16 protein-coding genes are annotated in these 19,475 nt (G+C 62.4%); 12 read left to right on the top strand and 4 right to left on the bottom strand.

Going from position 1 to position 19,475, the window contains the following annotated elements:
- Window positions 1-11: 11 nt before the first annotated feature.
- A complete protein-coding gene (locus BLU25_RS04920) occupies window positions 12-995 on the bottom strand; it encodes a flavin reductase family protein (RefSeq protein ID WP_016781271.1) in 984 nt (327 codons plus the stop codon).
- A 173-nt stretch (window positions 996-1,168) separates the two neighbouring features.
- Here BLU25_RS04920 and BLU25_RS04915 point away from each other — a divergent pair, with 173 nt between their 5' ends.
- The 8 genes from BLU25_RS04915 to BLU25_RS04880 all read left to right on the top strand — a co-directional run bounded on the left by BLU25_RS04915 (window position 1,169) and on the right by BLU25_RS04880 (window position 12,611).
- Window positions 1,169-2,605 carry a coniferyl aldehyde dehydrogenase gene (locus BLU25_RS04915; protein WP_083369549.1) on the top strand — a complete coding sequence of 479 codons (1,437 nt, stop codon included), beginning with the start codon at window positions 1,169-1,171 and terminating at the stop codon, window positions 2,603-2,605.
- Between the two features lie 155 nt (window positions 2,606-2,760).
- Window positions 2,761-4,326: an amidase gene (locus tag BLU25_RS04910; RefSeq protein WP_016781269.1), complete on the top strand. Its 1,566-nt coding sequence runs from the start codon at window positions 2,761-2,763 to the stop codon at window positions 4,324-4,326.
- A 161-nt stretch (window positions 4,327-4,487) separates the two neighbouring features.
- On the top strand, window positions 4,488-5,675 hold the full coding sequence (locus BLU25_RS04905) for an acyl-CoA dehydrogenase family protein (protein ID WP_016781268.1): 1,188 nt from the start codon (window positions 4,488-4,490) through the stop codon (window positions 5,673-5,675).
- Window positions 5,676-5,722: 47 nt separating this feature from the next.
- On the top strand, window positions 5,723-7,468 hold the full coding sequence (locus BLU25_RS04900; protein WP_016781267.1) for an FAD-binding protein: 1,746 nt from the start codon (window positions 5,723-5,725) through the stop codon (window positions 7,466-7,468).
- Complete coding sequence (locus BLU25_RS04895; RefSeq protein WP_016781266.1) at window positions 7,465-9,153, top strand: FAD-binding protein; 1,689 nt, start codon at window positions 7,465-7,467, stop codon at window positions 9,151-9,153. The genes BLU25_RS04900 and BLU25_RS04895 overlap by 4 nt, the downstream gene beginning before the upstream one ends.
- 57 nt (window positions 9,154-9,210) lie before the next feature.
- Window positions 9,211-9,972: an SDR family oxidoreductase gene (locus BLU25_RS04890; RefSeq protein ID WP_016781265.1), complete on the top strand. Its 762-nt coding sequence runs from the start codon at window positions 9,211-9,213 to the stop codon at window positions 9,970-9,972.
- A 1-nt stretch (window position 9,973) separates the two neighbouring features.
- Window positions 9,974-11,005 (top strand): ferredoxin--NADP reductase, encoded by a 1,032-nt coding sequence (locus BLU25_RS04885; RefSeq protein WP_016781264.1) that lies wholly within the window; start codon window positions 9,974-9,976, stop codon window positions 11,003-11,005.
- A 19-nt stretch (window positions 11,006-11,024) separates the two neighbouring features.
- Complete coding sequence (locus BLU25_RS04880) at window positions 11,025-12,611, top strand: FadD3 family acyl-CoA ligase (protein ID WP_016781263.1); 1,587 nt, start codon at window positions 11,025-11,027, stop codon at window positions 12,609-12,611.
- A 647-nt stretch (window positions 12,612-13,258) separates the two neighbouring features.
- Here BLU25_RS04880 and BLU25_RS04875 read toward each other — a convergent pair.
- From BLU25_RS04875 to BLU25_RS04865, 3 genes are all read right to left on the bottom strand, one after another.
- A complete protein-coding gene (locus tag BLU25_RS04875) occupies window positions 13,259-14,122 on the bottom strand; it encodes an IS3 family transposase (protein ID WP_083369543.1) in 864 nt (287 codons plus the stop codon).
- Window positions 14,119-14,412 carry a transposase gene (locus tag BLU25_RS04870; RefSeq protein ID WP_083369542.1) on the bottom strand — a complete coding sequence of 98 codons (294 nt, stop codon included), beginning with the start codon at window positions 14,410-14,412 and terminating at the stop codon, window positions 14,119-14,121. The genes BLU25_RS04875 and BLU25_RS04870 overlap by 4 nt, the downstream gene beginning before the upstream one ends.
- A 778-nt stretch (window positions 14,413-15,190) precedes the next feature.
- Window positions 15,191-15,976 (bottom strand): enoyl-CoA hydratase, encoded by a 786-nt coding sequence (locus BLU25_RS04865; RefSeq protein WP_016781262.1) that lies wholly within the window; start codon window positions 15,974-15,976, stop codon window positions 15,191-15,193.
- Between the two features lie 143 nt (window positions 15,977-16,119).
- Between BLU25_RS04865 and BLU25_RS04860 the strand changes: the two genes are divergently transcribed.
- Genes BLU25_RS04860 through BLU25_RS04845 form a run of 4 tightly spaced genes read left to right on the top strand, consistent with a single transcriptional unit; the run spans window position 16,120 to window position 19,459 of the window.
- Complete coding sequence (locus BLU25_RS04860; RefSeq protein WP_016781261.1) at window positions 16,120-16,893, top strand: SDR family oxidoreductase; 774 nt, start codon at window positions 16,120-16,122, stop codon at window positions 16,891-16,893.
- A 53-nt stretch (window positions 16,894-16,946) separates the two neighbouring features.
- Complete coding sequence (locus BLU25_RS04855) at window positions 16,947-17,924, top strand: bifunctional MaoC family dehydratase N-terminal/OB-fold nucleic acid binding domain-containing protein (protein WP_016781260.1); 978 nt, start codon at window positions 16,947-16,949, stop codon at window positions 17,922-17,924.
- A gap of 10 nt (window positions 17,925-17,934) precedes the next feature.
- Window positions 17,935-19,068, top strand: a complete 1,134-nt coding sequence (locus BLU25_RS04850) for an acyl-CoA dehydrogenase family protein (protein WP_016781259.1) — start codon at window positions 17,935-17,937, stop codon at window positions 19,066-19,068.
- Window positions 19,040-19,459, top strand: a complete 420-nt coding sequence (locus BLU25_RS04845) for a MaoC family dehydratase (protein ID WP_016781258.1) — start codon at window positions 19,040-19,042, stop codon at window positions 19,457-19,459. The genes BLU25_RS04850 and BLU25_RS04845 overlap by 29 nt, the downstream gene beginning before the upstream one ends.
- The last annotated feature ends 16 nt before the right edge of the window (window positions 19,460-19,475 follow it).

Genomic DNA, 19,475 nt, shown 5'->3' with positions numbered 1-19,475 from the left:
CGGGTCCTTTTTTATTGGCGGGGCGCCCACAGGTCAGGCAGGCCAGGATCACTGGCGGCAATCAGGCGCTTGAGCAGCACTTTGAGCGCCTGGGCATCACCGGGCCCCAGTTTGGCCGATACGTTTTCTTCCACCGCCTTGGCCAGCGCCAACTGTTGCAATGAAGCCTCACGGCCAGTGGCGGTCAGCACATAGCGCGGTTGCTGCTGGCTGCCCTCGAGGGCGACCAGATTCTGCTTTTCGAGAAAACGCATGCTTGCCACGCTGACCACATGCCCGGTGTAGCTGACGAACGTATTGATTTCGTTGAGGGTCAGGTTGTCGCGGATACACAGCACCGACAGGATAAAGAACGCATGCTCGTCCAGTTGCTGATTGCTCAGCAGGCGATGCAGGGCGTCGAGCAACTGGTAGTGGGCGCGGCCCAGCAGGTAGCCGAGCAGGTCCTCGGTGTAGCTGCATTCAGGCGGTGGCGGGGTGGTTGCCAGGCGCAGTTCGCTGCGCGGCTTGCGGGTGGCCAGGGCATATTGGCCGCTTTGAAAAGCCAGCGGGGCGCGGTCGCTGTGATCGAAGGCAAGCACTTCACCTACGAATATCACATGGTCGCCGCCTTCGTATTGAAAGGCGGTGCGGCACTGAAAACGTGCGGTGCAGTCCTGCAACAGCGGCGCTTCGCTGATGCCGTTGTCGAGTTCGATCTCGGCAAACTTGTTCTCGCCCTGCATGGCAAAACGACCGGACAGCGGCTCCTGTTCGGTGGACAGCACATGCACGTTCCAGTGCTTGCCCGAGCTGAACACCGGCAAACTGCGAGCGGACTTGGCCAGGCTCCACAGCACCAGCGGCGGGTTGAGCGATACCGAGTTGAAACTGTTGGCCGTAATGCCGATGGGCGAGCCGTCTTCGGCCTGGGTGGTGATGATCGTCACCCCGGTGGTGAACGTGCCCAGTGCGGTACGGAAGGCCTGCGGGTCAAAGCTGCTTTGCATTGCCATGACGAACCCCATGGATTGAATTTTCGTGCTGGCAGTATTCGCCTCGTGGCGGGGCACTACATCGTCTTAATGGACTAACGAATACAGCCGATTATCGTCCGATCGGACGAGGCAGTACGGGGCACAGTTCGCTAGCGTCGGCTCATCGAACCCGTGTATCAGAGGACTTGCCCATGACGTTCAGCAGCACTGCCCCAGAACAGCTGTCCAGCCTGTTGGCGGCGCAGAAAAAAGCCTTTATTGCGGCCGGCCCTGTCAGTGCCGAACAGCGCCGCGAGCGGATTCAGCGGGTGATAGAGCTGCTGGTGCGTTTTCAGCAACCCTTGGTCGAGGCGATGGACGCCGATTTTGGCGGCAGGCCCCAGGGCTTTTCCTTGATGAATGATGTGCTGGGTTCACTGGCATCGCTCAAATACGCCCGCGACCATCTCGGCCATTGGCTCGAAGACGAGCCACGCCAAGTGTTCGCGCCCTATGATCAGCTGGGCGCCAAGGCCTGGGTCATGCACCAGCCCAAAGGCTCCATCGGCATTCTGGGTACCTGGAATGCACCGTTGTTCACCTTGCTCAGTCCGTTGGCCTGCGTATTGGCGGCGGGCAACCGGGCGATCCTCAAGCCCTCGGAAGTGGTGCCGCGCACGGCGCAGGTGCTGGCCCAGGCGTTTGCCGAGTTGTTCGACCCGCTGGAGGTCGCGGTGGTCAACGGTGATGCGCAGTTGGCGCAGGTGTTTACCGCACAACCTTTCGACCATCTGGTCTTCACCGGCAGCACCGCAGTCGCGCGCTCGGTGATGCGCAATGCGGCCGAGAACCTGGTGCCCCTGACCCTGGAGCTGGGGGGCAAGTCCCCGGTGATCATTTCCCGCAGTGCCGACCTGGCCAAGGCGGCCTTCAGCATTGCCGTGGCCAAGGCCAACAACGGCGGGCAGATCTGTATCAACCCGGACGTGGTCTATGTGCCCCGTGAGCAACTGGAGGATTTTCTCGCTCTGCTGGGCGCGGCTTACAGCGAGCTGCTGCCCACCACACAAGACAATCCGGACGTGGTGGCGGTGGTCAATGACCGGCATTTGCAGCGCATCGAAAGTTATGTGCAAGACGCCCGCGAACGGGGTGCCCGGGTCGAGCATTTCCCGCCAGTGCAGTTGGACACTGGCGCTTCACGTCGACGCCCCCTGCAAGTGGTGATCAAGCCACCTCGCGACAGCCGCATCCTGCAGGAAGAAATCTTCGGCCCGGCGCTGGTGCTATTGCCTTATGAGCACCTTGAGCGGGCACTGGATGACATCCACTCGCGCGAGCGCCCGCTGGCGCTGTACTACTTCGGCCAGAGTGAAGAAGAGCAGCGCTACGTGCTGCAGCATACGATTTCCGGTGGGGTCAGCATCAACGACGTGATGATGCATGCGGCCTTGCACGATGCGCCGTTTGGCGGCATTGGCGCCTCGGGCATGGGTCATTACCACGGCCGTGAAGGCTTTCTGCAATTCAGCCATATGCGCACCGTGTACAAGGCCCCGGCCCATGACCCACGCCGCGAATGGGGCTTGCTGCCGCCTTACGGCGAGCACTTCTTGCCCACCATGCAGGCGATGGTCACAGCCGACTGATCCCCCTCAACTTTCTACTGTGGGAGCGGGCTTGCTCGCGATGCAGGCGGCGCGGTTTGTCAGCATCAGCCCGTCGATGGCATCGCGAGCAAGTCCGCTCCCACAGGTCAAGACAGATGGTTTTATAAAAACAATAACTGTTGTGGAGATTGACCTTGCCAAACCCTGCCGAAACACCTGAACAACCTGCCGGCTGGCCCCGTCGCCATGTGCTCAAGGCTGGCGCCCTGGCCGTGGGCGCGGGCCTGCTGGGACGGTTTGCCAATGCCGCCAGTAGCACAGCCATTTCACCCGCCGAGTATCTGGCAATGGATGCCACGGACATGGCCCGCGCCGTGCAAAAGGGTGAGCTGAGACCCGAGCACCTGCTGGCTGCGGCTATGGCCCGCTGTGATGCGGTCAACCCCAAGGTCAATGCCGTCAATATGCGCCACGACGATTATGCCCAGGCATTGCTCAAGGCCCGCAGTACCGCTGGCGTGGCCAGCAGCGGCGCCCTGGCCGGGGTGCCGATCCTGATCAAGGACCTCAACACCTACCTGCAAGGCACCCCCACCAGCAACGGCTGCCGCCTGTACAAGGACGCGCCGCCAGCGCCCCACACCAGCACCCTGATTGCCCGTTATCAGGCGGCCGGTGCCGTACCGTTTGGCAAGACCACTTGCCCGGAATTCGGCCTGACCACCACCACCGAATCTTTGCTCTGGGGGCAGACCCGCAACCCCTGGAACCTGGGCAAAAGCGCCGGCGGCTCGTCCGGGGGTGCGGCTTCGGCGGTGGCCGCAGGTATTGTGCCGGTGGCCCATGCCACTGACGGCGGTGGTTCGATCCGTATCCCGGCGTCCTACTGCGGCCTGGTCGGGCTCAAGCCCACGCGCTACCGCACCCCCAGCGGCCCGGGCAAATACGAAGGCTGGTTTGGTGCCAGCGTGGCCAATGTGGTGTCGCGCAATCTGCGCGATATGGCGCTGTTTATGGATGTGGGGCAGGGGCATGAGGCGGGCAGTCCGTACTGGGCCAAGCCGCTGGTGCGCCCGTATGTTGAAGAGTTGCGTGCTGCTCCCGGTCGTTTGCGCATCGGCCTGGTGCGTGACTCGTTGACCGGCGCGCCATTGGACCCGGCCGTGGCCAGGGTACTGGACGACACCGCCCGGCGCCTGGCCGCCCAGGGCCATGAGGTGCAAGAGCTGCGCCTGAATATCGACCCGCGCCAGCTGTTCGGTGCCCACGGTGCGGTGATTGGCGATGCCCTGCTGACCATGGTGCGCGACCGCGAACAGGTACTGGGCCGCAGTGCCACGGCCGATGACTATGAGCGCATCACCCAGGTGGTGCTGGGCAATGCGCAAAAGGTCACGGGGGAGGGCTTGTACCGGGCGCGCCAGTCGTTCGAAGGCATTGGCGGTTATATGGAAGATCAGTTCCAGGCCTTTGATGTGATCCTGTCGCCGGTGACGGCCAATGTCACCCCCGATCTGGGCCTGCTGAGCCTCGATCAGCCCTGGGACAGCTACGCCCATAACGCGATGGGCAGCGCGGCCTTTACCGTGCTGGCCAATGTCAGCGGGCAGCCTGCATTGTCATTGCCGGTGGGCATGAGCGACAGCGGTCTGCCCATTGGCATGATGTTTACGGCGCCACTGGGCGGTGAAGACGTGTTGCTGCGCCTGGGGGCGCAGATCGAGCAGGACCGGCCGTTTGCCAAGTTGCCGGTGGTTTAAACGCGCCCTCAGCCTGACCCTCGCCCCCAGGGAGAGGGTCAACCTCACCGCGATCTGGCGACTAGTCCGCTTTGACGATGATCGCCAACCCCGCTGGCGGGATTATTCGTCACACACCGCCCGCGCATTCGCGCAGCGAGAGACTGACGGAGAACACACGGATGGATCAGATACGAGAGAAAAGTCCGATTGAGCTTGAGCTGCTGCAACGTGCGCGTGACCTGATCCCCGCACTCAAAAGCCGTTCAGCCCAGGCGGACAAGGATTGCAAGCTGCCCGACGAAACCATTCGTGACATGCAGGAAGCCGGTTTGTTTCGCGCCCTGCAACCGAAAATGTGGGGCGGCCATGAAGTCGATCTGCGCACTTTTTTCGAGATTCAAATGACCTTGGCCGAAGGCTGCATGTCCACTGCCTGGGTCTTCGGCGTGGTCGGCGTACACCCGTGGCAGCTGGCTCGCTACCCGGTTGAGGCCCAGCGCGATGTGTGGGGCGAAGACAGCTCGGTGCTGGTGGCCTCCACCTATATGCCGGTGGCCAAGGTCACCCCGGTCAAGGGTGGCTATCAGGTCAGCGGGCGCTGGGGGTTCTCCAGTGGCAGCCAGCATGCCCAATGGTGCCTGCTCGGCGGCATTGTGCCGCAAGACGAAACCGGCCCCACCGAACACGGCACTTTCCTGATCCCGGCCAGCGACTACCGCATTGAACAGAACTGGGACGTGTTGGGCCTGCGCGGCAGTGGCAGCCACGATATCGTCGTCGAAGACGCCTTTGTCCCGGCCCATCGCGTGCAGCGCACCAACAACTACAGCATCGAAGCCACACCGGGGCGGTTGGTCAACACCAATCCGATGTACGCCATCCCGTTTGCCCAGGTGTTTGCCCGCGCCGTCTCGACATCGGCCCTGGGCGCCCTGCAAGGCGCCATCAACGAATTCCGTGACAACGCGGCCAAGCATATCGGCAAGCACGGTGCCAAAACCGCCGAAGACCCTGCGGCACAGGCCGCCGTGGCCGAAGCCATCATCACCGTCGACTCGCTCAAGCTGGTGCTGATGCGCAATTACGCCAACCTGATGGCGCTGGCCGCCGCCGGGGGATACCCGGATGTGGAAACCCGCTTGCTGTACCGCTACCAGTCCTCTCATGTGACCAATGTGTGTGCCGACCGGGTCAGTGACCTGCTGCGCTGCATGGCCGCCTCTGGCCTGTACCACACCAACCCGGTGGCGCGGTTCTTCCGCGACCTGCACCAGGCCCGCGGGCATATCGCCAATAACGAGGCGGCCTACCGTCGCAGTTACGGCCTGGTGCAACTGGGCCTGCCCAACGCAGACCCGTTTGTTTGACCTGATCCACCTTCAAACCTCTGACCTCAGCGCAAGGCATAACAATAATGACGGCTCACGATCAGTCTCAGTCCAGCTATGACGTAATTGTTGTCGGCTCCGGTGCCGGCGCCATGACCTCGGCCCTGTTTGCGGCTGATCAGGGCCTGTCGGTTCTGATTGTCGAAAAAAGTGATAAATACGGCGGGACCTCGGCCATTTCCGGCGGCGGTATCTGGATCCCCAATAACCATTACTTCGCCGCAATCGGCGGCCAGGACAGCCCGGAACTGTCCATGCAGTACCTCAAGGCTGCAACCGGTGAACACGGTGACCCGCAGCGCCTGCAGGCGTATCTGGACAACGCCGCGCCGATGATCAAAAAGCTCACAGCCAGTAGCCATGTGCGCTATGCCGTGGCGGCCAAATACCCCGATTACTACCCGCAACTGCCCGGCGCCTTGCCTGGCGGTCGCACGCTGGACCCGGAGCTGTTCGACACCAGCCTGCTGGCTGAAGAACTGCCCAACCTGCGCAAGCCTTCACCCTCCACCCTGTTGATGGGGCGCATTGCCTGGACCGCCCGTGACGCGCACAAGGCCATGGCGCGCAGTTTTGGCTGGCAATGGCTGATTTTCAAGTTGATGGCGCGCTACAAGCTCGATTTCAAATGGCGACGCAAAAGCAAATACGACCGCCGCGCCGCGTTGGGCAGCTCGCTGGTGGCGTCGTTGCGGCGTTCGCTGATGGACCGCAACGTGCCGCTGTGGCTCAACACCGACTTTCAGGATGTGCTGCTCGACGGTGACCGGGTGTGCGGGATCAAGGTCTCTACCGGCGGCAAGGTGCTGGAACTCAAGGCCCGGCGTGCAGTGATTTTCGGCTCCGGCGGTTTTGAGCAAAACCAGACCCTGCGTGAGAAGTACCTGCCGCAACCCACCCGCGCGAGCTGGAGTGCCACGCCACCGGGCAACAATACCGGGGCAGCGCTTGAGGCTGGCATGCACATTGGCGCCGCCACCGCGCTGATGGACTGGGCCTGGTGGGCACCGACCATCGCCGTGCCCGGTGAAGAAAAACCGCGTGGCGTATTTGCCGAGCGGGCATTCCCGGGGGCCATCGTGGTCAACAGCCTGGGCCGTCGCTTTGTCAACGAAGCCGCGCCGTACCTGGAATTTGTCGATGCCATGTACCAGGACAACCAGAAAACCGATGGCCGCTCGGTACCGTCGTGGGTGATCTTCGACGGCCACTTCCGGCATACCTACGCGATGGGCCCGTTGATGCCGGCCCAGGTGGTTCCCGACAGCCGTCTGCGCAAGGAATGGCTCAACACGGTGTACTGGAAGGCCGATAGCCTGGAGGCGCTGGCCATGCAGATCGGCGTCGATGCCCAGGGGCTGGCCAACACCGTGCAAAAGGTCAACGGCTACGCGCAAAGCGGTGTCGATCTGGACTTTGAGCGCGGCGCCAATGTGTTCGACCGTTACTACGGCGACAGCAATGTCAAACCCAACCCGTGCCTGGCACCGTTGCGCAAAGGCCCGTATTACGCCATGCGCCTGGATGCCGGTGATATCGGCACCAAGGGCGGACTGTTGACCAACCGTCATGCTCAGGTGGTGCGCGAAGACGGTCAGCCGATCCCCGGCCTCTATGCCATCGGCAACTGCTCGGCGTCGGTGATGGGCACCAGTTACCCCGGTGCCGGTGGCACCCTGGGCCCGGCCATGACCTTCGGCTATATCGCCGCCAACCATATCGCCAGTGCTGTGTCGGCACCGGCCAGTGCCAAGGTGCGGGTGCTGTCATGAGCCGGAGCACAAAAACCGCCAGCAACAGCAAGATCCTCGCGCCCCTGCACGCTGATCGCCTCAGCGCCCGGGACTGGCATGACACCTGCGATGTACTGGTGATCGGCTGGGGCGCGGCGGGTGCCTGTGCTGCGCTGGAGGCCAGCAGTACTGGCGCCCGGGTGATGGTTGCCGACCGCTTCATAGGCGGCGGTGCCAGTGCCAAGAGCGGAGGGGTGGTGTACGCCGGTGGCGGCACGCAGCACCAGCAGGCCGCAGGTTTCAGCGACAGCCCGCAAGCCATGTTTGATTACCTCAAGCATGAAACCCAGGGTGTGGTCAGCGATGCCACCCTGCACAAATTCTGCGATGACAGCGTCAGCAATCTGGCCTGGCTCGAAAGCCACGGCGCGCGTTATGCCCATAGCGTGCCGCCGGGAGGGAAGACCTCATACCCGTCCGATGGCTATTTCTTGTATTACTCGGGCAATGAACTGGTGCCGTCCCATGCCGGCACCCAGGCACCCGCTCCCCGTGGCCATCGAACGGTGGGCAAGGGCCAGTGTGGTGCGGTGCTGTACGGTCATTTAAAAGCCGCATGCCTGCGGGCCGGGGTGCAACCGTTGCTGCAGTCAGCGGCGCGGCGCCTGGTGGTGGATGACAGCGGCCGGGTGGTGGGTGCCGAGTTCTGGAGCTTGCCGGCGGGCAGCCGCGAAGCCCTCTTGCATGAGCGCTTGGCGGCGCGGGCCGAGCGCCTGCAGAACTTCGCCCCCGGTTATTGCGACCGCCTGCGGCAAAAGCTCAGTGCGCTTGAGCGTGATCACGGCCAGCCGCTGCTGATCCGCGCCCGGCGCGGGGTGGTGCTGAGTACCGGTGGCTTTATCTTCAATCGCGGGTTGATTCGCGATCATGCGCCCAACTTTCGGCGCAACTTCAAGGTGGGTGCCACCGGCTGCGACGGCAGCGGTTTGCTGCTGGGGCAATCGGTGGGGGCCAGAAGCGAGCGGCTGGGCCGGGTGTCGGCCTGGCGCTTTATCAACCCCCCGCACTGTTGGCCCAAGGGGATTGTGGTCAACAGCAACGGCCAGCGCTTTTGCAACGAAGAAGTGTATGGCGCCACCCTGGGCCAGCCACTGTGCGATGAACAGGGGGGCCAGGCCTGGCTGGTGCTGGATGCGCGTCTGCGCAAACAGGCGATCCGCCAGGCGCTGTTTGGCGGCTACTGGTGGTTCCAGGCGTTGCCGGCACTGGCCTTGATGCTGCTCAAGGTACGCAAGGGCGACAACCCGGACAAATTGGCCAATGTGTGTGGCATGCAGGCGGGGGAGTTGAGTGCTGCACTGCGCGCCTATAACGCCGCCGCGCGAGGTGATGCCCCGGATGCCTTTGGCAAGTCTGAAGGTAGCCGCCAGGTGCTGGACAAGGGGCCGTTCTATGCCTGCGATATCAGCGTCGGCAACCCGATCTTTCCGCTGGGGGCGCTGACCCTGGGCGGGCTCAAGGTCGATGAAAATAACGGCGCGGTGCTCGATAACAATGGCCAGCCGATTGCCGGCCTGTTCAGTGCCGGGCGCACCGCCATTGGCGTGGCGTCGCACCTGTATATCAGCGGGCTGTCGTTGGCCGATTGTGTGTTTTCGGGACGTCGTGCGGGCCTGGCGGCCAGCACTGCCAATGCGCAAAGAGAGACCCTTGAAACGGTTTGAGAAAGGGTTGCAAACCTGCTCCCACAGAGCCGGCATCCTCAATAAAAGGACAAAAACATGAGCGCACGTGTTGCAGGCAAGGTGGCGTTGATCACTGGCGGTGCCAGTGGCGTAGGCAGGGCCACGGCGCTGCTGCTGGCCCGTGAGGGCGCCCGGGTGGTGATCAGCGATATCAATGTGGCCGACGGCCTGGCCCTGGCCGAGGAGATCGGCAGCCAGGCGCTGTTTGTCGAGCACGACGCGGGCAGCGAAGCAGACTGGGCGCGGGTCATTGAAACCGTGCGCAAACACCACGCACGGCTGGACATCCTGTTCAACAACGCCGGCATCCTGCTCAAGGGTGATATTGAAAATACCACCTATAGTGAATGGCAACGGGTGCAGCGCATCAATGCCGACAGTGTCTTCCTGGGCTGTCGCGCTGCCATAAGCCTGATGAAAGAAGGTGAGGGCGGCTCCATCATCAACATGTCTTCGATTGCGGCCGTGGCCGGACGCGATGATTACGTTGCCTACAGCGCTTCCAAAGGCGCCGTTGCTGCCCTGTCACGCACCGTGGCGGTGTTGTGCCGCCGGCGCAAATACCGCATTCGCTGCAACTCCCTGCACCCTGACGGCATCCTTACGCCCATGACCACCGCCGGCCTGCCCGCGGGGCTCGACCCGTGGAGCCTCACCATCGATGCCGACCCGATGGGACGCATGTGCCTGCCTGAAGATGTGGCCGCCAGTGTGTTGTTCCTGGCCAGTGACGAGTCCCGCGCCATCAGCGGTATCGAGCTGCGCATCGACAGCGGCCAGTTTGTGATGAGTATCTGATATGAACCAACCTGCGTACTTCTCCCTGCGCGTGGCGCAAATCGTCACTGAAACAGCGGACTCCAAATCGCTGGTATTCGATGTTCCCCTGGCCTTGCGCGAACGCTTTGCTTATAAACCCGGGCAATTTTTGACCCTGCGCGTGCCGTTTGACGGCGGCTGGTTACCGCGCTGCTATTCACTGTCGAGCACCCCGCTGCAAGACGAACCGTTGCGTGTGACCATCAAGCAAGTGCGCGACGGGCGCGCCTCCAACTGGCTGTGCACGCAGTTGAGCGAAGGCGATCAGCTGCAGGTGCTGGCACCGGCGGGGGTGTTCGTGCCCCGGCATTTTGATGATGATTTTGTCTTGTTTGGCGGGGGTAGCGGCGTCACGCCGGTGCTGTCGATCCTGCGCTCGGCGCTGATTGCCGGCACGGGCCGGATCCTGCTGATCTACGCCAACCGCGACGAGGCCTCGGTGATTTTCGCCGCTGAACTCAAGGCCCTGGCCAGCGCCTACCCTGAGCGCCTGCAAGTGATCCACTGGCTGGACTCGGTACAAGGTATTCCGGCGGTGGCGCAACTGGCCCAAATGGCCCGGCCCTTTGTGCACGCCCAGGCGTTTATCTGCGGCCCCGGGCCGTTTATGGACGCCGCCGTCAGCGCCTTGCACGACATCGGCATGGAGCACGGGCGCATTCATGTCGAGCGTTTTGTCTCGCTGCCCGAAGAAGGCAGCGTGGCGGCCCCGGCCCCGGTCAACACCGAGGTCATCGGCAGTCAGCTGTCGGTGCGCCTGGACGGTGAAGAATTTGAAGTGCCCTGCGCCGAGGGCGAAACCCTGCTTGGCGCCATGCAGCGCGCGGGCCTCAATCCGCCCAGTTCCTGCCTGGTGGGCTCCTGCGCCACCTGCATGTGTACGCTGGAGCGCGGCAGTGTCGAGATGCTGCGCAACGATGCCCTGGACTCACAAGAACTGAATGACGGCTGGGTGCTGGCATGCCAGTCCGTGCCCAGCAGCGAACACCTGCGTGTGTGCTTTCCCGAATAACTTGCCAGACGAGTGACCGATGACTTCCAGCCCGCAACAGAACCTGCCGCGCTCGATCCCGCAACTGCTGTTCAACGCCTCAAAGCAACATGCGGGGCGCACGGCCATCGAAGAGCACGGCGAGTGCATCGATTATAGCGACCTGCCGTGTCTGGCCCTGGCCGTGACCCGTAGCCTCATGGCCCAAGGCATTGGCAAGGGCGACCGGGTGGCGATCTGGGCACCCAACGGGCGCGACTGGATCATCGCCGCACTGGGCATCCATTGTGCGGGCGCCGTGATGGTGCCGATCAACACCCGCATGAAAGGCGGTGAAGCGGCCGATATCCTGCAGCGCAGCGCCAGCCGTTTGCTGTTTGTGCAGCCGATGTTTTTGGGCACCGACTACCTGGCCTTGCTGGCACCGTATCGCCCGGCCAACCTGGAGTGCCTGGTGCTGCTGGGTGAAGCCCCGTCGGCCAGCGCCAAGGGGCTGGACTGGGACGGTTTCTTGTCCTTGGGCGCGGCCACCAGCGAAGCGGCAGCGCTCTTGCGTGCGGCCAGTGTCAGCGGTGAAGACCTCAGCGATTTGCTGTTCACGTCCGGCACCACCGGCAAGCCCAAAGGCGTGATGAGTGCCCACGGGCAAACTATCCGCGCCTTTGGCGAGTATGCGAAGGTGATTGGCTTGCAGGCCGGTGATCGATATCTGGTGATCAATCCGTTTTTCCATGCCTTTGGCTACAAGGCAGGCTGGCTGACGTGCCTGTTGGCGGGCGCGACGATCCTGCCGCACCCGGTGTTCGATGCTGAAGCGGTATTCCAGCGCATCGCCGCCGAGCGCATCAACGTGTTGCCGGGGCCGCCGACCCTGTACCTGTCGATGCTGGCCCATCCCAAGCTGGCCGAAACCGACCTGTCGAGCCTGCGCATTGCCGTGACCGGAGCGGCCACCATCCCGCCGATCCTGATTGAGCGCATGCGCCGCGAGCTGGGTTTTTCGGTGGTCACCACGGCCTATGGCCTGACCGAGTGTGGTGGCCTGGCAACCATCTGCGACCCCGGCGACAGCGCGACAGTGATAGCCGGCACCAGTGGCCGGGCGATCCCGGGCACCGAAGTGAGTATCCGTGACCCGCAGAACCGGGCTTTGCCGGCGGGCAGCACGGGGGAAATCTGCCTGCGCGGTTTTCATGTTATGCAGGGTTATTTTGAAGACCCGCAAGCCACCGCCGACACCATCGACAGTGAGGGTTGGCTGCATACCGGCGATATTGGCGAGCAGGACGCAGCGGGTAACCTGCGCATTACTGACCGGCTCAAGGACATGTTTATTGTTGGCGGGTTCAACTGCTACCCGGCGGAGATTGAAGCCGGCCTGATCGAGCACCCGGCCATTGCCCAGGTGGCGGTGATTGGCGTGCCCGATGAGCGCATGGGGGAGGTGGGCTGTGCCTGTGTGGTGTTGCGCCATGGCCGGCAGCTGGATGAAGCCGGGTTGATCCAGTGGGCGCGTGAGCACATGGCCAACTACAAGGTGCCGCGACTGGTGCGTTTCTATGTGGCGCTGCCGGTGAATGCGGCGAACAAGGTGGCGAAGAATGAGTTGCGGGCGGGGTGGCAATAGGGATCCTGCGCGAAGCGGCCGCCGCCGGGTTTAACTGTAGTCTTGCGTACATATTCGGCATTTGTGTCTAACTGAAATTATGGTTTCGCCCTTACGGCGAGTCACCTTTTCCAGACGCCGAAAAAGTAACCATGGGCCTGCCCCTGGCGTCCGGCCTTCGCTGTGCTCAGGTTTCCTTGTTCCGGCTCTGCTCGGCCTCCCGATGGGGCGGGTAGATCAAAAGCCCCTGAGGCGGCCGACCGGCCGGCCTGTTTGGATGCGGGATTGGCGACCGACATATGTTCTCTGTGGGAGCCGGGCTTGCCCGCGATGCAGGCACCTCGTTCTACCTGGATGACCAAAGTGCTGCCATCGCGGGCAAGCCCGCTCCCACAAGAGTTTTCGTTGTTTAATTATTTTGCTTTTGCCACTCGATTATCCAAACAACGGGAATGCCCATAGCAGCGCCCGAGTGAAGGCAGAACCCCAGAGTGCCGCGACGTATAGAGTGGATATGTACTCGATGGTTTTAACGGGTGTACCGGGTACATATCCAGAATGTGTGTCTAACCGAAATTATGGTTTCGCCCTTACGGCGAGTCACTTTTTCCAGGCGCCGAAAAAGTAACCATGGGCCTGTCTCCCTGCAGCGGACGCCAAGAAGCTGGCTATCGAGTCTTCTGCCTCAAGCTCTTTGCATATTCGTTCGGAGAACGATATCCCAGAGCTGAGTGCAGTCGACTGCTGTTGTAAAACCCATGTACATAGCTGGCGATTGATAGCTGTGCCTGTTTTTTTGTGGGGTAGACCCCGAAAGCCTCCTCTCTTTTCAGCGTAGCGAAAAAGCTCTCGGCCACTGCGTTGTCCCAGCAATTTCCCTTTCGACTCATGCTCTGGGTGAAGTCCTTCTTGGCCAGCGTCAAACGGAACTTACTGCTTGCGTACTGACGGCCCTGATCGGAGTGAAATACTGCTCCACTGCTGCCAGAACAGGCGCTCCAGGCATTCAAAAACGCGCTTTCGACCAAACCATCTGGCATGCGGTCCGACAAGCTGTAGCCCAAGATCTGGCGGGTCTGGATGCTTAACACTATCGCTAGATACAACCAACCCTCTCTGGTTGGGAGATAGGTGATATCACTGACCCAGGTCGGCGTGGGGTTATCGATAGAAAACTGACGCGCTAACACATTGCTCGCCACCGGCAAATAATGACAGCTGTCAGTGGTGCAGGGCCTGAAACCTCCTTTGGACTTGCCCTGTATCCGCTCCTCGCGCATCAACCGCCTGACCCGTTTGTGGCCCACTGCGAACGATTTCTGGCGCAAGGCGGCTACCAACCGTGGCCGCCCATAGGTTTTTCGACTGGCCGCATAAGCACTGCGCAACGCAATGCGAATCTGAGCGTCAGGATCAGGGCGAGGCTGTCTGTGCGTGTAATCGTAGAAACCTGAAGTCGAGACTTCCATCACCCGACACAACACCTGTACCGGGTATTGAGTCCGTTCAGCAGCGACGAAGGCGTATCTCACCTGGACTCTCTGGCGAAGAATACCGCCGCCTTTTTTAGGATTTCACGCTCCATTTTCAGCTCGGCAACCTCGGCTCGCAGGCGGGCAAGCTCACTGTCTTCCTTCGTAATTGGCTTGCGCTCGGGCGAACTCAGCGGTTGGCCCCTGCGCGTGGCGTCCACCCAGTTATCGAGCGTTTTGACTGACATCTCTAGCTGGCGGGCCGCTTCGGTTCTGCCAACGCTTTCAGCCAGCGCAACCGCTTGAGTCTTGAACTCATCGGTATAGTTACGGCGAGTAGATGGATACATGGCAACCTCCAAGAGAACGATTTAAGTATCGCTTCTTGGCGTCCGTTGTCACGGGACAGGCCCACCAAAAAGGCTTGCCCCTGGCGTACGGCCTTCGCTGCGCTCAGGTTCCCTCGTGCAGGTTAGCTCCGTGGGCACGCCGCCACGGGCCATCCATGGCCCATCGCGGCTCTCCCGGCAATCCATGCCGGGAGGCCCACTGCGCAGAACCTCCACTCGGCCTCCCGATGGGGCGGGTAGATCAAAAGCCCCTGAGGCGGCCGACCGGCCTGTTTGAATGTGGGATTGGCGACCGACATATGTTCTCTGTGGGAGCCGGGCTTGCCCGCGATGCAGGCACCTCGTTCTACCTGGATGACCAAAGTGCTGCCATCGCGGGCAAGCCCGCTCCCACAGGGGGGTTGGTGTTGTTTGAGATTTTTGCTTTTGCTGTTGCCACTCGATTGTCCAAGCGACGCGAATGCCCCTCATTCAGGGACTCGCCGCAATGGCGAAACCATAATTTCAGTTGGACAATAATGCTGGATATGTACTCGACTCAACGGTTTTCCTGTAGTCGCTGAAGAGCGTAGCGAGGCTGCGTATCCTGAAGCAGTGCCGCGTGGGCGTTGATGCCAGGGTTGATGCTGAACAGAGTGGTTTCGAAGGGCAGGCGGGGTGAGTCGTTCCTGGATTCAGTGCAATACCTTCAGCCCGGCAAAAATCTACAGCATCCCCCGATCAGTCCCCTCTCCCTAAGGGAGAGGGCCAGGGTGAGGGCGCTTTTGCTTTAAGAGGCTCAGTTACCCTCAAACCGCGCCGCACGTTTTTCGATAAACGCCTGCATCCCTTCCTTCTGATCCCGGGAGGCAAACAGCAACGCATTGGCTTTGCGCTCAAGGGCCAGGCCGGTCTCCAGCGGCCCGTCCACGCCCGCCAGTATCACTTCCTTGATTTGCTCGGCCGCCAATGGCGGCATGGCCGCGATCACTTGCGCCATCTCCAGGGCGTAAGCCTGCACCTGATCATCGTCCACCAGGTTGCTGACCAACCCTGCTACCCAGGCTTCCTCAGCGCTGATCGGCTGCCCGGTCAGGGCCATGCGCATGGCCTTGGCCTTGCCCACCGCCCGCACCAGGCGCTGGGTGCCGCCGATGCCCGGCATGATGCCGATGCGTATTTCAGGCTGGCAAAACCTGGCGCTGCGCCCGGCCACAATAATGTCCGCCAGCATGGCCAGCTCGCAGCCACCGCCGTAGGCATAGCCGCACACCGCCGCAATCACCGGTTTGGGGCAATGCTGGATCGGCGCCCAGACCCGCTCGGTATGGCGCTGGTAAATATCGATGGGGCCAACCCCCGCCATGCTGTTGATATCGCCACCTGCTGCAAACACCGTGTCACCACCGGTCAGCAGAATGCAGCGCACATCAGGGTCTGCCGCCAGTTGCGTGAAGTAATGTGATAACAGCGCCTGCAATTCAAGGCTCAGGGCGTTGGTGGCCTGGGGTCGGTTAAGGCGCAGCAGGGCCACGCCCGGGGTCGGAAATTCAAGCAATACCGGCGCGGCAGATGGGTCTGACATGGGGTTCCTCATTAACGGGGGCTGTCACCACAGCGTGCGCTGGATTGTTGCGCCCGACCGAGTGTGGTTCATCGTCCGTTCAGACGACGAGCAGCCCGCCGATTGCCCCTAGAGTGGCTCCATCAGTAGAACAGGAGCACGTCATGGGCCAACTCTCAGGGCTGGACTACAGCGGTAAGGTGGTGCTGGTTACCGGCGGTACCAAAGGCATCGGTGCCGGTATTGCCTGCAGCTTTCTACAGGCCGGCGCGCAGGTCATCGTCTGCGCCAGGACAGCGCCTGAGGTGTTGCCTCACGCAGGTTCGGCACAGGCCGTGTTCATGGCCTGCGATGTGCGTGACGGGGATTCGCTCAAGGCGCTGTTCGACGGCATTCGCGCCGATTTCGGTCGCCTCGATGTGGTGGTCAACAATGCCGGTGGCAGCCCTGCGGCCGAAGCGGGCAGCGTATCGCCACGTTTTCATGAAGGCATCATCCGCCTCAATCTTATCGCCCCCCTCAATGTTGCCCAGCAGGCCAATGCCCTGATGCAGCAACAGGCCGAAGGTGGCTGCATCGTGTTTATCGGCAGCATCAGCGCCTTGCGTGCATCGCCCGGCACAGCGGCGTATGGCGCAGCCAAGGCCGGGGTGCTGGCCCTGGTGCAATCGCTGGCCGTGGAATGGGCGCCCAAAGTGCGGGTGGTCGCGGTCAGCCCGGGGCTGGTGCTTACCGAACAGGCACACCTGCATTACGGCGACGAACAGGGCATCGCCACTGTCAGCGCCGGGATCCCGGCCGGGCGCATGGCGCTGCCCGAGGACATCGGCAACGCCTGCCTGTTTATCGCTTCGCCTTTGGCCGGTTATGCCAGCGGCTGCAATTTGTTGTTGCACGGTGGCGGCGAGCGCCCGGCGTTTCTCAGCGCCGCGCACTGACGACCTTCAGCGGCGACCACCGGGTCGCTGCCCTTGACACGCAGGAGACGAACTTGGCTGATTCTCAATTGCTAACCGACGTGCGCGCCCTGGTGGGGCGTGAATATGGTCGCGTCTACGCCTGGGACGAAGTCAACGCCCCGATGATCCGCCAATGGTGCGAGATCATGGGTGTGGACAACCCGCTCTACAGCGACCCGGCGGTTGCCGCCAGCAGCGTCCACGACGGCCTGGTGGCACCGCCTGCAATGCTGCAGGTGTGGTGCATGGAAGGTTTTCACCAGAACAACTACGCCCCGGGTTCGACCCGCGAAAACCCCTATGAAGTGCTCAAGCTGATCGAGTCCTACGGCTACCCGTCGGTGGTTGCGGTCAACTCCGAGCTGACCTTCGAGCGCAATCTGCGCCCGGGTGAAAAGCTCTACTACACCACCCGGCTGGAGTCGGTGGGGGATGAGAAAACTACCGGCCTGGGCACCGGTTTTTTTGTCACCCTGGTGATGGATTACTTCGTTGAACACAAAGCGGGTGACGAGGCCGTGGGCCAGTTGCTGTTTCGCGTGTTCAAGTTTCGCCCGGCCAATAATCATGCCGTTGCAGCGGCGCCGGCCAAGGCCGAAGCCCCGCCTGCGGCCAAGCGCCCCAAGCCGGGCATGAGCGATGACACGCGGTTTTTCTGGGAAGGTTGCGACGCGGGCAAGCTACTGATCCAGCGCTGCAGCCAATGCCAGACCCTGCGCCATCCTCCGGCGCCGGTGTGCATCGAATGCCACTCCTTCGACTGGGACAGCGTGCAGGCCAGCGGCCGCGCCAGCCTGTATTCGTTCGTGATCATGCATTACCCCGAAGTCGCACCGTTCGACCACCCCAACCCGATCGGCCTGATCGAGCTTGAGGAAGGTGTGCGGCTGGTGGCCGGTCTGGCGGGGGCAGCGCGTGACGAGTTGCGCATCGGTCAGCCCTTGCAACTGGAATTTCACACCTTTGACGGCGAGCTGACGTTGCCAATGTTCCGGCCTGTGGCCGAGTAAGGGAGCCAGCATGGATTTCGAATTTACCGAAGACCAGCGCGCCATCGCAGAAATGGCCGGCAGTGTGTTTGCCGACTATTGCACCGATGATCGTTTGCGCCAGTTCGACACCTGCGAACAGGCCTATATGCAGCCCCTGTGGCAGCTGTGCGTGGAAACCGGGCTGCAAGCCCTGGCCATCCCGGAAGCTCAGGGGGGCAGCGGGCTGGGCATGACCGAGCTGATGCTGGTGTTGCAGGCGCAGGGCGGGGCCCTGGGGCAAGTGCCGTTGTGGCGTCACCAGTTGGCGGCCGCGACCCTGGCGCAGTTTGCCCAGGCCTCTTTGTCGTCATGGGCCGTCGAAGCCGCGGCGGGCAGGGCGCTGCTGACGCTTGACCTGAGCGGTTTGCATACCGCCCAGGGTATGCGCTTGCACGCTCGAGCGGCTGACGGTGGCTGGCGCATCGACGGTCAGGTGGGCGCACTGGCGCTGGCCGAGCAATCACAGGCGGCGTTGCTGCTGGTGAGTGTCGACGGTCAGCCGCGGCTGGCGCTGATCGAACTGGCCAACACGGCGATCAAGCCTGTCGCCGGGCGCATGACCCACGGCGAAGCGATAGCCGACCTGCATATCGACGGCCTGCTGATTGGCGCCGAACACCTGCTCCCGGCCGCAGCCCTCGACTGGCTTGAGCCGCGTGCCATCGCGGCATTGGCAGCGTTGCAATTGGGGGTGAGCAGCGAGCAGATCCGCCGCACTGTGGAGTACGTCACCGAGCGGCGCCAGTTCGAACGCAGCATCGGCAGTTTTCAGGCGGTGCAAATGAGTATGGCCAACACCCATATCGCCCTCGAAGCCCTGCGCAGCACCTTGTGGCAGCTGTGCTACCGCCTCGACGCCGGGCTGCCGGCACCGAGCGAAGCCCTGGCCACGGCCTGGCAAGCCTGCGAAGCCGGACACTTGATCGGGCACAACGCCCAGCATGTGCACGGCGGCATCGGCGTCGACCTGACCTACCCGATGCATCGCTTTCTCTACTGGAGCCGCGCCCTGGGCTGTGCCCTGGGTGGGTCGGCCGCATGCCTTGAACGCCTCGGCGACTGGCTGAGCCATAACGACAAGCTGGGATGGAAATATGACCTTGCAGAACACCAAGCGCTTTGACGACGTGCGCCCCGGCGAAACCCTGCCGGAACTGGCCATCCCGATCACCGTGGCATTGGTCACCGGCGGCGCGATTGCCACCCGTGACTACTTCCCCGGCCACCATGACCTCAATGCGGCCCAGGCCCTGGGATCGCCGCATATCTTTATGAACATCCTCACCACCAACGGCCTGGTGCAGCGTTATGTCGAAAGCTGGGCGGGGCCCGAGGCGCGTTTTAGCGCGCTGAAAATCAAGCTCGGTGCGCCGAATTACCCCGGTGACAGCATGACCTTCAATGGCGCGGTAACCGGCCATGACGCGGCCACCCGCACGGTGGAAATCACCCTCAGCGGCAAAAATTCCATGGGCAACCACGTGACCGGTACGGTCGCGCTGGTTCTGCCCTGATCGCGGGAGACAACGC

Source organism: Pseudomonas fragi (assembly GCF_900105835.1).
GTDB lineage: Bacteria > Pseudomonadota > Gammaproteobacteria > Pseudomonadales > Pseudomonadaceae > Aquipseudomonas > Aquipseudomonas fragi.
The sequence above is the reverse complement of the archived record's forward strand: the minus strand, read 5'-3'. Positions and strand labels throughout refer to the sequence as shown.